This window comes from Micromonospora echinospora, from assembly GCF_900091495.1.
Taxonomy (GTDB): Bacteria; Actinomycetota; Actinomycetes; order Mycobacteriales; family Micromonosporaceae; genus Micromonospora; species Micromonospora echinospora.
Map to the genome: position 1 here is coordinate 6091962 of NZ_LT607413.1, position 14070 is coordinate 6106031.

General features: G+C 70.0%; 13 protein-coding genes. 2 read left to right on the forward strand and 11 right to left on the reverse strand.

The window, feature by feature from the left end; translation table 11 throughout:
* The first annotated feature begins 550 nt into the window (after positions 1-550).
* Together GA0070618_RS26170 and GA0070618_RS26175 are read left to right on the forward strand one after the other, a co-directional pair.
* The gene (locus GA0070618_RS26170; RefSeq protein WP_197701644.1) at positions 551-2401 is read left to right on the forward strand and encodes a hypothetical protein; all 1851 of its coding nucleotides are present in this window, start codon (positions 551-553) and stop codon (positions 2399-2401) included.
* Positions 2402-2484: 83 nt separating this feature from the next.
* Complete coding sequence (locus GA0070618_RS26175; protein WP_157749015.1) at positions 2485-3519, forward strand: extracellular catalytic domain type 1 short-chain-length polyhydroxyalkanoate depolymerase; 1035 nt, start codon at positions 2485-2487, stop codon at positions 3517-3519.
* Between the two features lie 126 nt (positions 3520-3645).
* Here GA0070618_RS26175 and GA0070618_RS26180 read toward each other — a convergent pair whose 3' ends face one another.
* The 11 genes from GA0070618_RS26180 to GA0070618_RS26230 all read right to left on the reverse strand — a co-directional run bounded on the left by GA0070618_RS26180 (position 3646) and on the right by GA0070618_RS26230 (position 14068).
* Positions 3646-3885, reverse strand: a complete 240-nt coding sequence (locus tag GA0070618_RS26180; protein WP_088983995.1) for a hypothetical protein — start codon at positions 3883-3885, stop codon at positions 3646-3648.
* Between the two features lie 2 nt (positions 3886-3887).
* The gene (locus GA0070618_RS26185; RefSeq protein ID WP_231931457.1) at positions 3888-5090 is read right to left on the reverse strand and encodes a helix-turn-helix domain-containing protein; all 1203 of its coding nucleotides are present in this window, start codon (positions 5088-5090) and stop codon (positions 3888-3890) included.
* Between the two features lie 334 nt (positions 5091-5424).
* The gene (locus tag GA0070618_RS26190) at positions 5425-6573 is read right to left on the reverse strand and encodes a helix-turn-helix domain-containing protein (RefSeq protein ID WP_231931948.1); all 1149 of its coding nucleotides are present in this window, start codon (positions 6571-6573) and stop codon (positions 5425-5427) included.
* Between the two features lie 421 nt (positions 6574-6994).
* A complete protein-coding gene (locus tag GA0070618_RS26195) occupies positions 6995-8425 on the reverse strand; it encodes an aldehyde dehydrogenase family protein (RefSeq protein WP_197701645.1) in 1431 nt (476 codons plus the stop codon).
* Positions 8422-9309: an NAD(P)-dependent oxidoreductase gene (locus tag GA0070618_RS26200; protein WP_088983997.1), complete on the reverse strand. Its 888-nt coding sequence runs from the start codon at positions 9307-9309 to the stop codon at positions 8422-8424. The genes GA0070618_RS26195 and GA0070618_RS26200 overlap by 4 nt, the downstream gene beginning before the upstream one ends.
* Entirely contained in the window at positions 9306-9686 is a 381-nt protein-coding gene (locus GA0070618_RS26205; RefSeq protein WP_231931458.1) for a carboxymuconolactone decarboxylase family protein, read from the reverse strand. The genes GA0070618_RS26200 and GA0070618_RS26205 overlap by 4 nt, the downstream gene beginning before the upstream one ends.
* A 27-nt stretch (positions 9687-9713) precedes the next feature.
* Positions 9714-10622, reverse strand: a complete 909-nt coding sequence (locus tag GA0070618_RS26210) for an MBL fold metallo-hydrolase (RefSeq protein ID WP_197701647.1) — start codon at positions 10620-10622, stop codon at positions 9714-9716.
* Complete coding sequence (locus GA0070618_RS26215) at positions 10619-11794, reverse strand: FAD-dependent monooxygenase (RefSeq protein WP_088983999.1); 1176 nt, start codon at positions 11792-11794, stop codon at positions 10619-10621. Before GA0070618_RS26215 ends, GA0070618_RS26210 begins: the two co-directional genes overlap by 4 nt.
* Positions 11795-11838: 44 nt before the next feature.
* Entirely contained in the window at positions 11839-12366 is a 528-nt protein-coding gene (locus tag GA0070618_RS26220) for a YbhB/YbcL family Raf kinase inhibitor-like protein (RefSeq protein WP_269148442.1), read from the reverse strand.
* 17 nt (positions 12367-12383) lie between these two features.
* Positions 12384-13136 (reverse strand): cupin domain-containing protein, encoded by a 753-nt coding sequence (locus tag GA0070618_RS26225; RefSeq protein WP_088984000.1) that lies wholly within the window; start codon positions 13134-13136, stop codon positions 12384-12386.
* Positions 13133-14068, reverse strand: a complete 936-nt coding sequence (locus GA0070618_RS26230; RefSeq protein ID WP_157749016.1) for an amidohydrolase family protein — start codon at positions 14066-14068, stop codon at positions 13133-13135. Before GA0070618_RS26230 ends, GA0070618_RS26225 begins: the two co-directional genes overlap by 4 nt.
* Positions 14069-14070 lie beyond the last annotated feature (2 nt).

Below are 14070 nucleotides of genomic sequence, written 5' to 3' on the forward strand. Positions count from 1 at the left end.
TCTGCTGCGCCGGCGGGTTTCGTCGCAGCCGACAGCGTGGTCTCCGCCAACGTGGCCGGGTCTATGAACGCTTTAGCGCTTCTCCTGCGAAAGCCAGGTCTCTGTGCTGTCGCGCCCCCCGGATGGCCCCAGTTGCGGCTCTTCACGATCGAGTAGCGGTGCCGCACGCCCGTCGTCCGTGTGTCACCTCAGCGATGGTGAGCCACACGGTGTCACCGCCGCGTCACCACACGCGCGTGCAAAGTGCCTCACGTTCGGCCCACTCCACGCCCGTTCGCGACGGCGGTCGCGCCTACGTCACCACCAGGGGCCATTCGCCCGAGAAGGGTACGTCTTTGGCGTGTTGCTCCCCTCACCCGTTTTGTCTGATAAAACCGAGTTCAGTCCACATTCACATTGACCTCGGAGGCATCGAGGACTGTCGAAAAAAGGCATCTGTCCGAGACGCGGACACCTGCCCGCCCAGCGGGTCCATCCCCCGTCACCCACCCGCACCCGGAGTCCTGGCAACAGCCGCCCGACGCATCGCCACCCGACGAAAGGACCATCTATGGACAGGACCCAGATCTTTGCCCGGTCCCTGCTTCCCGCCGCCATCCTGGCGACCATGCCGCTACTCGCCACGGTGCCGGCGGCCGCCGACAGCTCCAGTGTGGGTACGGTCGGACCGACGCTCGCGTTCGCGGATCAGCCACCCATGTCGGACGGGCCGTCGGCACGGGCGCCCGCCGGACCGGAACTGCTGGCCAAAGCCGCGCCGGACGAGTGCTTCGCCGGCATCGGTAAGCCATATCCACCCGGGCCGCCGTGCGGAGTCGGCGTGCCGAAAGTGAACCAGTCCTACGTGTGGGGCCTGACCAGATCGGACGACCAACTCTGGTTCGGGACGGCTCCCAACGTCCACTGCCTCACCTTGGGGAAGGGCCTCAAGCTGACGAAGCCGATCCAGAACGACGATTACGTGTGCGAGTACGGCGAGAGTCAACTGCGGAAGCAAATCCCGTTTCTCCCGGCCGTAGGAGGGGACTGGCGTCCACCGGACGTGTTCCGCTACGACACGCGGACGGGGCAACTGACCGACAAGGGCGGCGACATCGCCAACGCGTCCGTGCTGGACAGACTGCGGCTGAACTCGACGATCGGGATCCGCGCCGCCGGCTCCCACCAGGGCGTCGTACTGCTCGGGGGACCGTCTCTCGGCGGCCTCAACCTGTTCGCCTTCGACAGCGAGTCGGGCCGGTACCTCGGATCGACAACCCTCTCCCGGTACGGCAACATCCGGAACTTCGTGGTCGCCGACGGCGCTCTCTACGCCGGCGTCGGCGTCGGGCTCGACGGTCTGGGCGGGGGTGAGGTGCTGCGCTGGACCGGCACCAAGGACGCCCCGTTCGGGTTCAGCGTGGTGGCTGATCTGCCGGGACAGGTCGCGGACATCACCTCACACCAGGGACGGATCGCCCTCATCACCTGGCCCAGCGCTGGTGTCCAGGGCCGGGTTCCCGGCGTGTGGCTGAGCCCGCGCCTGGCGGACGGAGAGCCGGGCCTCACTCCCGCCGACGCCGACGGCTGGAGCCGGATATGGAACGCGGCCCAGTACGAGCCGGACCCCGTCGTGGCCGAGACGTACGGCCTGGGCGGGCTCGCCTCGTACGGCGGTTACCTCTACTGGGGGACGATGCATGTGCCGCTGAAGGCCACGCAGGCGCACACGAAGCGCTACGGGACGACGCGTGGCCAGGCAGACCCCGTCGCGGTGCAGAACACGCAGCGCACGGCGAGCGTTTTCCGGGCCGCCGACTTCGATGCCGACTGCGGATGTGAGGAGGGCAAGGCGTCGGTCGAGCTTCTGTACGGCGAGTCGAAGCTGCCGGCATTCGATCCGGAGGCGAACAACGGGGCGGGCGAGTGGCGGCTGACCCCGACCGGGTACACGCCCAGGTTCGGCGCGGCGGGATTCGGTAACGGCTACAACAACTACATCTGGAAGATGGTGGTGGCTGGCGGCTCGCTGTACGTCGGCACCATGGACTGGAGCTACCTGGGCCGGGCGTCCGGCAGCGGGGTCCGAGCCGCGCTCGGCGCCGCCGACGCCACGTCGTACGGCGCCGACCTGTGGGCGTTCGACAACCCGAACGAGCCTGCCAAGCCGGTCGACACGACCGGACTCGGCAACTATCTCAACTACGGCATCCGCACCATGGTGGCCGACGATTCGAACATCTACCTTGGTATGGCGAACCCGATGAACCTGCGGACCGACAAGCAGGATGATGTCCCGGAGGGCGGTTGGGAGCTGATCCGGCTCCCCCTGGCCACTTCGAACCCCTCCTACGGCGGGAAGGGGCGACCGCTCCCGCCCGGGAGTGACGCCAGCGGGGCAGCGCCGGCCTACGGGAAGTGACAAGCCCGTTCGGGCGCGGGCGGTCGGCGCAGAGCGCCGACCGCCCGCGCCGCTGACGACGAGCACCGTGAGGGGGATACCTCATGTACCGGCCAACCACGAGAGCGGCGACCGTCAGGCGCACCACGTCAGCGGTGGCGGCGGCGGTCGCGGTGGTCCTCACCGTGCTGATCGGCTGCGACGTGATGCGTCCGCTGCGGCGGGATGCCGCCGTACCGACCACGCCGCCCGGGACCTCGCCGACCGGGTCCGGCCTTCGAAGCCCGGTGGCCAGGGGATCGTCCGCCCACACCGTCACGGTGGCCGGCAGGGAACGCACCTTCCGGCTGTACCGGCCGGCCAAGCTGTCGCTGTCTGCGCCGGTACCGTTGGTGGTGATGCTGCACGGCGCCCTTGGGAACGGTCGCCAGGCAGAGACGGCATACGGGTGGAACGCCGCGGCGGAACGTAAGGGCTTCGTGGTCGCGTACCCGGACGGACTCCACCGGTCCTGGGCGGTGAGCGCCCACTGCTGCGGGCGACCGGCCCATGACGACGTCGACGACGTGGCGTTCATCGTCGCCACGGTGGCCGACATCTCCGCCAAGCTGTCGATCGATCCGAACCGGACCTATGCCGCCGGCATATCCAACGGCGGGATGCTCGCCTACCGACTGGCCTGCGACACCACCACCTTCGCCGCGATCGGGGTGGTGGCGGGAACGCTGCTCGGGCCATGCCCGTCGCCGGCACCGATCTCCCTGATCCATATCCACGGGACAGCCGACGACGTGGTCCCGTACGACGGCCGGCCGGGGAAGCTGGACAACGGCGGGACCGGGCTGCGCCCAGTGAAGATCGACGGCGGACCCGTCGCCGACCAGATCGACCGGTGGCGGAAGGTCGCGCGATGCGCCGCTCCGGAGGCGCGTACCGCTGGAGCCGTCACCACGTCGGCCGCCCGCTGTCCGGATGGGCGCGACGTCGAGCTGATCACCATCGCCGACGCGGGGCACCAATGGCCGGGCGCGTCGCCGGCGATGGTGGAACGCCTTCTCGGAATGGACCCACCCTCGACGGCCCTGGCCGCTACCGAATCGATCTGGCGCTTCTTCGCGAACCACCCACGCAACAGCTGAACTCCCGGCGTCGTCGAGACCCCGGCAGTCCCAGGGTGAGCCTGCGACCGCCGCGCTGGGGATCGAACCAGTGACCTCTTCGTCCCGAACTGGCGGCGGGGCGGTTGGTGCGGGTGTCGTTCGAGATCATCCGGTTTGCTGCGGGTCGTCCGGGTCGGGTGTGGTTGGCTCGGTTGCGGTACTTCGCTGCTGTACTTCCTCGGCGGTGCGGAGGACGTCGCGGGCGGCGGTCGCCACCGGGCAATCTGCGGTCCGGCAGATCGGACAGCGGCCGTCGGGTCCGGGTCGGTGGTCGCGGAGGACCCAGCGGGCGGTGAGGATCAGCCGGTTGCGGATCTGCGCCAGGGACAGGAACGGTGCGGTCATCCTCAGCCCACCCCGAGGGTGGTAGCGAGGTGGGTGAGCGTCGTCGGGGCGTCGGGGTCGCGGGCGACTTGGGCGAGGAGGTCCCGGCCGGCTGGTCGGTGGCGGATCTCGGCCGGTGCGATCCGTTCGGCCTCCAATAGGATCCGGCCGGCGTTGACCGGGTCGTCGGCGTGCAGGTACGCGCGGGCGATATCGATCAGGTACGCGGCGCGATGCTCGGCCGACAGCCACCGCCAACCGTCGCGCCCAGTCACCCTCTCGTGGCGGGCCACGGCTTCCTCCGCGTCACCGCGTTCCGCCGCCACAGTGATGCGGGCCAGCTCCACCGCTGTCGGTCCGAACCCGGTCCGGTGGTGGTCGTGCCCGTCCCCCACCCCGGCCGCCATCTCGGCGGCCTCGTCGATCAGCTCGACAGCGGTGCGGTCATCCCCGTCGCGCGCGGCGGCCAGGGCGGCCTGAACCAGCAACGTCCCGCACAGGGACAGCTCGGCCGGGTCGCCGAACTCGACCACCGGCGGGGCGATCCGGTACGCGGCAGCCAACATCACCGACTTCGCCACCCGTGCCTGCCCTGACTCGCGTAACACCTGACCGAGTTGCACGGAAGCGGCAGCCACCAACTCCCGGTCACCGGTAGCAGCGGTCATCGCCCGGTCGACGGCCAGCCATGCCACGTCGGGGGCACCGAGCTTCACCAGCAACGCCGCCGTCACCCGGTACGTCTCCACCAGCGGCACCCGACCCCCGCCGGGATCGTGGGCGTGGGTGCGCTGCGCGCTGGCCACCAACTGCGGCAGCAGGTCGACGGCCTGCGGGTAGCGGGCGTGCTGGAAGGTCGTCCAGGCGTGGGCCATCTCCTGCGTCAGCCTCTCGGCCGGCATGACAGGGCGGCGGGGAGCCGGCCGCTCCAACGCGATCTCGTACGTCGACAGCGCTACCCGGATCCGCTCCACACCCTCGACACGCTCGCTCAGCCCGGCCGGCTGCGCGTCCCGACCGAGCAGCACCGCCGTGTCGATCCGCAGCACGGCAGCGATGTTGTGAAGCGTCGACACCTTGTCGAGCGACCGGACACCCCGCTCGACCTTGTCGACCCAGCTCTTGGACTTGCCCAGCCGATCCGCGAGCACCTGCTGAGACAGCTTCCGCCGTCCTCGCCAGTACGCCACCCGACGACCGACCGGCAGCAGGTCAGTGCGGTCCACGACGCCACCGCCGATCCGGCACCGCTCGCGTCGTCTCCTCGACCGGTACCCGATCCGCCTCGGCCTGCGCAAGAATCCGCCGCTTCGCTGCCTCCCGCTCGGCGGCCTCCGCCTGTTCACCCCGGCTTGATCCTGGATCACGCTGCGTATCGCCCACCTGCACCCCTCCGGAAGGGGCACGGCGGTGGGCTCTTGGAAGGACCGCCACCGCCGCGCCGGCTCAGAGGCGCGGCGGCAGTCCTACCAGTACGGATCAACACAGCCACGCCCGTGATCGGGACGCTACGGACAGCAAACATGACCCCTGGAACGCTTACGCACCACTATCGGCCGATTACTGTGCGGTCATGCTCATGCGCTCGCAGAGGCCCCGCAGCTCCGGTGAGGTTGCGCCCCGCCGCAGCAACGACCGCACCGTCTCCCGGGCCGACGTCGACGAACGGGCGTGCTGTGGGCCGACTCGTTCCGCCGCGAGCAGCATCCGCACGGCCTCCCGGTCCCGGCCGACAGCCTCAGCGGCCCGCCCCATGTCGAGCCAGAAGTACACCTGCCGTACCGGCGGCAGGCCGGTCAGGTCCACGCCGGCGGCCGTCTGCATCGCCCCCTCCGGACGGCCTGTGTCGAGCTGAAAGGCCATACGCCACAACGCCACGTTCCGTGGGCCCCAGGCGAGATCCCAGCTTTCGGTCTCCCCGGTATGCGCGGCAATCCGCGCCGCTTCGGCAAGATGATCCTCGGCGCTCGCCTGGTCGCGCAGGCCGGCAAGGTGATGCGCCCGTGCCAGGTGCAGGAAGCCGAGCACGTCCAGAGCACCGACCGCCCCGCTACCCGCGAGGTCGGCACCCGCCGCGTCACACAGCGCCCGTGCCGGCCCGTACGCGCCGGAGTAGGCGGACACCCGAGCCCGGTTGGCCGCCGCCACCCCCGCCGCCACCGGATCATCGAGCAGGCCCGCCGCCTCGGCACAGCGCTCTGCGGCAAGCCACGCGTGAGCCGGATAGCTGACGTTGAGCAGGGAACCCATCGCCACGCCGTACACCGGCACCATTTCCGCCAACGCCGCACGCCGGTCGGTCAGAGCGTGCATCGCCGGCACCAGGTCGACGAGCCGACGCAGGGCACCCGCGTAGTCACACCGGCCGTACAGGACACGCACGAGCCCGGCCTCCCGACGCACCTGCTCGACGGTGGCCGGCACGTCACGCCGGACGGCCATGGGCGTGTCCATCATGATCCGCCACACCCGCTCCGCGTCGATCCGAGCAGCGTCAAGCTGCCGATCGGCAGGCGTATACGGCTGCCCAGTCAAGTCAACCACCGAGCACTCAAGAGCAGCGGCCAGATCCACCACCATGTACCGGTCGGTGCGCTGCTGGCCGCGCTCGATACGCGACCAGGACGTATGGGAGATGCCAGCACGACTGGCGGCATGGCGAATGCTCCAGCCACGCAGCTCGCGACGGGCCCGAATGCGATCACCGATCGACGGATCGGCAGGTATGGGGCGACGAGACATCAGCGCGTTCCCAGGTAGAAGACCGACTTGGCGTCCTCGCCGGCCTCTATCCAGCAAGCCGCCACAACGGAAGGTACACCCGATCCTCACCCACAGCATCTACTGCCGCGCATGCATGCGGCATCTCCACCATAAACGCGACTGTCTTCGACCCCTCGTTTGTAAGCTCTGCGCGCTTCGCCCAGGCGCGTCCGCGCACGTCTCTGACATCGGGCGCTGATTCGTAGCCCTCCGTCACTGGCCGCCCTGGTCCTCCTGCGACCTCCTGAGAGAGCGCTGCCATACCAATAGGACTCGTAGTGGTCGCGTGCCGTTGTCGCCGGCATGACCAGCTGGCATATCGGCGATTCCGTCGGGTGACGCCCCTGTTACCCGGCCTTGTCGGCCCTCAGCGGGGAGCCAGCCGCACACTGATGCTCTTGACGTGCGAGTAGTGGTACAGCGCCTCGATCCCCTTCTCCCGCCCGTAGCCGCTCAGCTTGTGCCCGCCGAACGGCATCTGGACCGATTGGGTCGACCACGAGTTGACGTAGACCTGGCCCGCTTCGATCGATTCGGCTACCCGGAAGGCGCGGGAGATGTCCTCGGTGAAGACTCCCCCGACCAGGCCGAATTCCGAGTCGTTGGCGAGTTCGATGGCCTCCTGCTCGGTGTCGAACGGAATGATCACCAGAACGGGCCCGAAGATCTCCTCCCGGGCGATCCGCATCTCGTTGGTGACGCCGGAGTAGATCGTGGGCTCGACGTAGAAGCCGCCGTCGAGCTCGGGATCGGTGACCACGCCACCGCCGAGCTCGGCTCGGGCCCCCTCCTCGGCGGCGATCGCAAAGTACCGCTGCACGGTGTCGTACTGGCCTCGGGTGATCATCGGGCCCACGTCCCGGCCGGGGCGCAGCCGCCGGGTGGCCGCCACCAACGCGGCGACGAACCGCTCCTGGACCGACCGCTGGACCAGAAGCCGGGTTCCGGAGGAGCAGACCTGACCCGCGTTGGTGGTGAAGGCCCGGACGGCCTCGGCGGCGGCGAACTCAAGGTCGGCGTCGTCGAACACGATGTTGGCCGACTTGCCGCCGAGTTCGAGGGTCAGCGGGAGGATCCGGTCCGCCGCGATCCGACCGATGTCCTGCCCGACCCGCACGGAACCGGTGAACGCCACCTTGCGCACCAGCGGGTGCTGCACGATCGCGGTCCCGACCTCGTCGCCGCGGCCGAGCACCACGTTGAGCACCCCCGGCGGCAGCCCCTCTTCGCTGGCGATCCGCGCCAGGGCCACGGTCGTCTGTGAGGTGCTCTCCGCGGGCTTCGCGACGATCGTGTTGCCGGCGGCGAGCGCCGGGGCGCAGGCCCGGGCCGCCTGGTTGAGCGGCAGGTTCCACGGCGTGATCACCCCGACCACCCCGAACGGTTCGCGCCGCGTGTAAACGTGCAGGTCAGGCCGAATGTCAAGCACGTCGCCCGCCGGCAGGTTCACCAGTGCCGCATAGAACTCGAAGTACTCCGCGGCACCCCGGACCTCGGCTGCGGCGAGGGCGAGCGGCTTGCCGGTGTCGAGGCTCTCCAGTTCGGCCAGGGCGTCAAGGTCCGCGAGCAGCCGCCCGCCGATGGCCGCCAGGATCCGGCCGCGTTCCAGCGACGCGATCCGACGCCACCCGGGGGCCGCGGCATGCGCCGCTCGTACGGCGAGGTCGACATCGGCCGCCGTTCCCTGCGCGACCTGTGCCCCAACGCCACCGGTCGCCGGATTGGTGCCGGAGCGGTAACCCCCGGCGGTCGGCGGGACGGCCTCGCCGCCGATCCAGTGCAGCAGCGGGCCGTTCACCGGTCACCCCCGATCAGCTCGTACATGGCGGTGTGGTCGGTCTGCGGCGTGACTTCCCCGGCGATCCGCCGCCACTGGCGGGCCACGCCGTCCGCGACCTCGGTGGCCTGGCCGAGTTCGTGTGCCAGGTCGACGGCGATCCCGACGTCCTTCGCCATCAGGTGCAGCGCGAACCCCGAGTCGTACCTGCCGCTGACCATGAACTGGGCGACCTTGTTCTCGCTGGTGTTCGAGCGTCCCGAGGAGCTGTTGAGCACCTCGGTCATCGTCTCCGGCGGAATGCCGAACCGCTCCCCCAGCCGCAGCGCCTCGACGGTCACCGAGATGGTGGTGGCCGAGACCAGGTTGTTCAGGGCCTTGGCCGCGTGCCCGGACCCGATCGGGCCGACCGGGATGACGGTCCGGGCCAGTCGTCGCAGGGCCGGACGCACCTCGGCCAGATCGGTCTCCTCCCCGCCGACCAGTACCGCCAGCGTTCCGGCGACCGCGCCGCGTACTCCGCCGGAGACGGGAGCGTCGAGCATCCGCAGGCCCCGGGCGGTCAGCCGCTCGGCCAACGCGCGGGTGCGCAGCGGCTCGGAGGAGCTCATGTCGACGACCAGAGTGCCGGGTCGCAGCGCTTCCGCGACCGCGTCGCCCTCGAGCACCGACTCGACAACCGCCGAGTTCGGCAGCATCAGGATCAGGGCGTCCACGGCCCGGTACGCGTCGACCGTGTGGGCGGTGACCGCCTTCGGGTGGTCGGTCACGAATCCCTCGGCGACGTCCGGTGCGGCGTCGGCCACCGTGAGTCGATAGCCCGCGTCGTACAGTCGCGAGGCCATCGGTCGGCCCATCCTGCCGAGGCCGATGAACCCGATGTGCTCGATCCCCGTCCCGGTCATTCGGCGTCCACCGCGGCGAACACCTCGGCTGCGAGGCGGAAGCTCTCCAACGCGGCGGGCCCGCCGCAGTAGAAGGCGGTCTGCATGAGGACCTCCTTGATCTTCTCTCGGGAGACCCCGTTGTTCAGCGCACCGCGGACGTGCGCCTTGAACTCGTGGCCCCGGTTGAGGGCGGTGATCATGGCGAGGTTGATCAGGCTGCGCTCCTCCAGGCTCAGCCCGGGGCGGTTCCAGATGTCGCCCCAGCAGTACTTCGTCACGTACTCCTGCAGATCCAGAGAGAAATCGGTGGCGGCAGCCAGCGACGCGTCGACGTGGGCGTCGCCGAGCACCCGACGGCGCATCGCCATGCCGGCCTCGTACAGGTCCTCAGTCACGGTGGTGGAATCCTTCCGAGCGGTGGTTCAGATCCGGGCCAGGTCGGCCCAGTCGCGGATGACGAACACGTCGTCGGCGGCGGCGACGTGACAGGCGGAGTGCCCGCCGAAGTGGGCCGGAAAGACCAGCAGCGAACGCTCGGCGGCCTCGGCGAGGAGGCGGCGCCGGGACGCCCGGGCCAGCGCCGGATCCTCGCAGAAGCAGCTGTTGACGTCCGGGGCTGCGATCTGCACGGGCGAGTGGATGATGTCGCCGACGAAGAGCGCACCGGCGTTCCCGGACTCCAGCCGCAGCACCGCGGAGCCGGGGGTGTGCCCGGGGGCGGCCTGCAACACCAGGTCGGAATCGATCCGGTACTCGCCGCTCCAGAGCTCGACGAGTCCCGCGCGGTGTACCGGGACGACGCTGTCCTCGAAGACGTTCTGGTTGCCGTCGGCCGGCGGGCGCGGGTTCTTCACCGGGTCCCAGAACTCGAAGTCCTCCCGGGTGATGAGGTAGCGCGCGTTCGGGAACGTGGGGACCCAGCCGCGGCCCTCCAGGCGGGTGTTCCACCCCACGTGGTCGACGTGCAGGTGGGTGTTGATGACGATGTCCACGTCCTCCGGTGCGACCCCCACCGCGGCCAGGTTCGCGAGGTACGCGGTGTCGTGGTGGGCGTAGACCGGGGCGTACGGGCGTTCCTTGCCGTTGCCGGCACCGGTGTCGACCAGGATCACCGCCCCCTGGCTGCGGATCAGCCAGGTGTGCAGCACCGAGCGCAACTGCCCCCGACCGGAATCGAAGAAGTCCGGGTCGAGCCATCCGGCGTTGTCCCGCCAGTACGCCGGGTCGCTGTCCGGGAACAGGAAGCCGGGGGTCGCCGGGCTGGGGCCGGCGTACTCCTGGATCCGGGTGATCTCGACGCCGCCGATGACGACCGTCTGCGGTCCACTCACCACGACCGGTCCCCCTCCGGCACCGGGTACGCCGCGACGATCTCGGGCGTGACCGCGGGAAGCTCGAAGTTCGCCGTCTCCATGACCTCGGCGGTGAAGCCGTTGCCCTTGGCCAGCGTTCGGGTCTCGGCCATGTAGGCGCTCCGGGCCTGGGCGGCGTCGGTCATGCCCCGCTCGCGTTCCTCCCACACGGCGAGCGCCGCACCGACGTCGTCGTACTGATCGAGGGTGTGGGCGAGTTCGACCGCGTTGACGATCCCGACGCTGGCGCCCTGCCCGAGCGCGGGACACATGGCGTGGGCCGCGTCCCCGACGAGCACCGCCCGACCACTCGACCAGGGCGCCACCCGGTTGGTCTGGTAGTTGTCGTGTCGGCCGCCTTCGGCCCTGCCGGCCAGCTCCACCGCCGTGGCCAGATGCGGGAAGCGCTTCGACCAGACCTCGACGTCGATCGGGATCCGTGAGGCGCGCTCGTTGGTGGTCGTCGCCATCATGCCCATGTAGATCGTGTCAGGCCCGGTGGGGATGAACAGGATGCGCATCGCGTCCGGTTCCAGGGTCCAGAAGTCGATGACCCGGTCCCACTCGGGGCCCTGGAACTCCTCGGGCCGTGGGATCAGGACCCGGCAGACCCCGTCCTGGTACTTCTTGCGTTCCTGGGTCAGATCGCCCAGCGAGTTGCGGACCGCCGAGCCGGCCCCGTCGGCACCGATCACCAGGTCTCCTTCCAGCCTGGTCCCGTCGGCCAGGAGCAGGGCGCCGGCCGGGTCGGCCCCGACCACCCGTGAACCGGTGACGATCTCCACTCCGGCCGCCCGAGCCGCCGAGACGAGCAGCGCGTGCAGCTTTGGCCGGGTGATCGCCCAGTAGGGGTAGCCGGCCAGCTCCGACGAGACCGGGTCGCCGTTCAGGCTGGTGTCGTAGGTGCCGGGCTGTACGCCGTTCGCCCTGATCGCCCCGGCCACCCCGATGACCTCGAGGGCCAGCATCGCGTTGCGCCACAGCAGGATGCCGGCGCCGAAGTCGCGCACCTGGTCGTTCTGCTCGTGCAGGCGTACGGTCCAGCCACGGCGGGCGAGCGCGATGCTCACGGTGAGACCGGCGAACCCGGCACCCGCGACCTCGGCGTGGCGGGAACGGTCGGTGGAGCCTGTCGAGTGGGTTCCTGTCATGTCAGTGCCTCCGGGAGTCGGAATGCTGAGCGATCACGTGACCGTCACTCCTCCGCGTCCACCCATACCGTCATGCTCCCTCGTGCCAGCGTGTGAAAGTGCAGGTTGAAGCCCAGGACGACGGGGGTCAGCCCGGGGTCGATCTCGAGCGCGGGGACGTCGACCGCGTGGACGATGAACACGTAGCGGTGGCGGCCCGAGCCCGGCGGCGGGTTGGGGCCGATGTACTGGCGCATCCGCAGGTCGTTGGGGAGGGTGAGGGAGCCCGCCGGCATCGGCCCGTCCGGTGCGCCGGCGCCGGCCGGCAGCGAGGTCACGGAGGCGGGAATGTTCGCGACGGCCCAGTGCATGAAACCGACCCCGGTGGGAGCGTCCGGGTCGTAGCAGGTGATCGCGAAGCTCTTGGTCTCGACCGGGAAGTCCGACCAGGCCAGGTGGGGTGAGGTGTTGGTGCCGCCGAGGTCCGGGTCGCGGTAGGTCAGCGGCATTTCCGTGCCGTCGACCAGGTCCTCGCTGAACACCCGCAGCGGCGGTGCCGGGGTCACGGCTGCGTAGGGGTCGTCGTTGATCACAGTTTCTCCTGTCCTGATCACTTGTCGGCGATCGGTGCGGTGTCGACGTGGACTGTGCGGATCGTGGTGCGGATGTCCCAGGTGCCGGCCCAGCCGTCCGGCAGGGCGACGGCGCTGCCGGCGGTCAGCTCGTGGGAGGTGCCGTCCTCGTCCGTGACGGTGGCCTCGCCGGAGATGACGTACAGGTAGGAGGCGCCCTCGGCCGCCGCTCGCCGGAACACCCCCGGGCCGCGCTCCTGGACGGCGCACCGGCCGTCGGGTCCGTCGAACACGACGGTCTCGGCGACCGGCGGCGCCCAGGAGGCCACTCGCGCCGCCACCGGGGCGTGCAGGTCGCCCCCGAGCACGTCGACCGCGGCCAGGAAGGCGGACGGCTGCACACCCGCGCGGTACGGCGGCACCGGGGTCGTGTGCAGGTAGACCTTCCGGATGGTCTCGCGGATGTCCCAGGTGCCGACCCAGCCGTACGGCAGCACGATCACGCTGCCGGCGGTCAGCTCGTGGGAGGTGCCGTCCTCGTCCGTGATGGTGGCCTCGCCGGAGATGATGTACATGAACGAGCCCCGCTTGTCCTTCACCCGGGGGTAGACACCGGCGTCGCACGCCCAGACGGCGAAGAACGCGCCGGCGGCGTCGTACAGGACTCTCTCGTAGGCGAAGGGCGCCCCGTGGCGGATCGGCTCCATCGAGATCTCGACGGGGAGCGGGCCGTCGAGCACGGCCGTGGCGTCCAGGAACACCGACGGATGCGTGGTCTGGTTCGTCGTCATGGCTTCCTCCCGGGGGCGGTCAGCAGGCGATTCGGGTCAGCTCGGGTCAGCTCGGTCGGCAGAGCCGGCGACGGCGCCGCAGGTGCCTCGATGCCGAGCAGGTCGAACGACGGGCGGTGCAGGATTCCGTGTAGTTCCTCGTCGGTGATGGGCGTGTGCGCGATCTGCCGCATCCGCGCGACGACCCGTTCGAGGGCGGCGGTGGCGCTGGCCGCGGCCACCATCGGGGAGTCGCTACCGAAGAGCACCTTGGAGAGGACGCCGTACTCCTTGGCGGCCGAGAAGGCGTTCGCCAACACCGTCGGACGGCTGGCGATCGCGGACGTGTCGGCAAAGACGTTGCGGTGCCGACGCATCACGACGACGGTTTCGTAGATCCACGGATGACCCATGTGTGCGACCACGATCCGCAGGTCGGGAAAGGTGCACGCCACGTCGTCGAGCAGCAGCGGGTTGGCGTCGGGCAGCCGGCCGGCGTTCGCGAAGATCGCGCCTTGGTGGATCATCACGGGCAGGCCGAGCCGCTCCGCGGTCTTGAAGACCCGCATCGTCATGGGGTGCAGCGGCGAGGTGCCCTGGTAGATCGGCCCCATCTTGATGCCGACCAGCCCGAGGTCCGCGTGGCAGCGCTCCACCTCGTCGACCGCGTCGTGGCGGGTCGGATCGACCGACATGAAACCGACGGTCTGACCGCCGACTTCTCGTACGAACGCGGCGACGGCATCGTTGGGGACCATGATCCCGGAGGCCTGCGCCTGGAGCCCGAAGACGATCGTCCGCTCGGCGGGCGCGACGCCCCGGCGGTAGGACTCCACCGTGACCAGGTCGATCTCGTCGGAGGCCAGCGTCTTCGAGACCCGACCCAGCCCGTCCGTCCAGGGAGAGCGCTGGTGCTCCCGAGTCCAGAAGTGCGTGTGCACGTCGGTGATCAAAG

Excerpts from the sequence above, each read along its gene's own strand:
- GA0070618_RS26170 (WP_197701644.1), top strand. The coding sequence starts at position 551 with ATGGACAGGACCCAGATCTTTGCCCGGTCCCTGCTTCCCGCCGCCATC.
- GA0070618_RS26175 (WP_157749015.1), top strand. The coding sequence starts at position 2,485 with ATGTACCGGCCAACCACGAGAGCGGCGACCGTCAGGCGCACCACGTCA.
- GA0070618_RS26180 (WP_088983995.1), bottom strand. The coding sequence starts at position 3,885 with ATGACCGCACCGTTCCTGTCCCTGGCGCAGATCCGCAACCGGCTGATC.
- GA0070618_RS26200 (WP_088983997.1), bottom strand. The coding sequence starts at position 9,309 with ATGACCGGGACGGGGATCGAGCACATCGGGTTCATCGGCCTCGGCAGG.
- GA0070618_RS26215 (WP_088983999.1), bottom strand. The coding sequence starts at position 11,794 with ATGACAGGAACCCACTCGACAGGCTCCACCGACCGTTCCCGCCACGCC.
- GA0070618_RS26225 (WP_088984000.1), bottom strand. The coding sequence starts at position 13,136 with ATGACGACGAACCAGACCACGCATCCGTCGGTGTTCCTGGACGCCACG.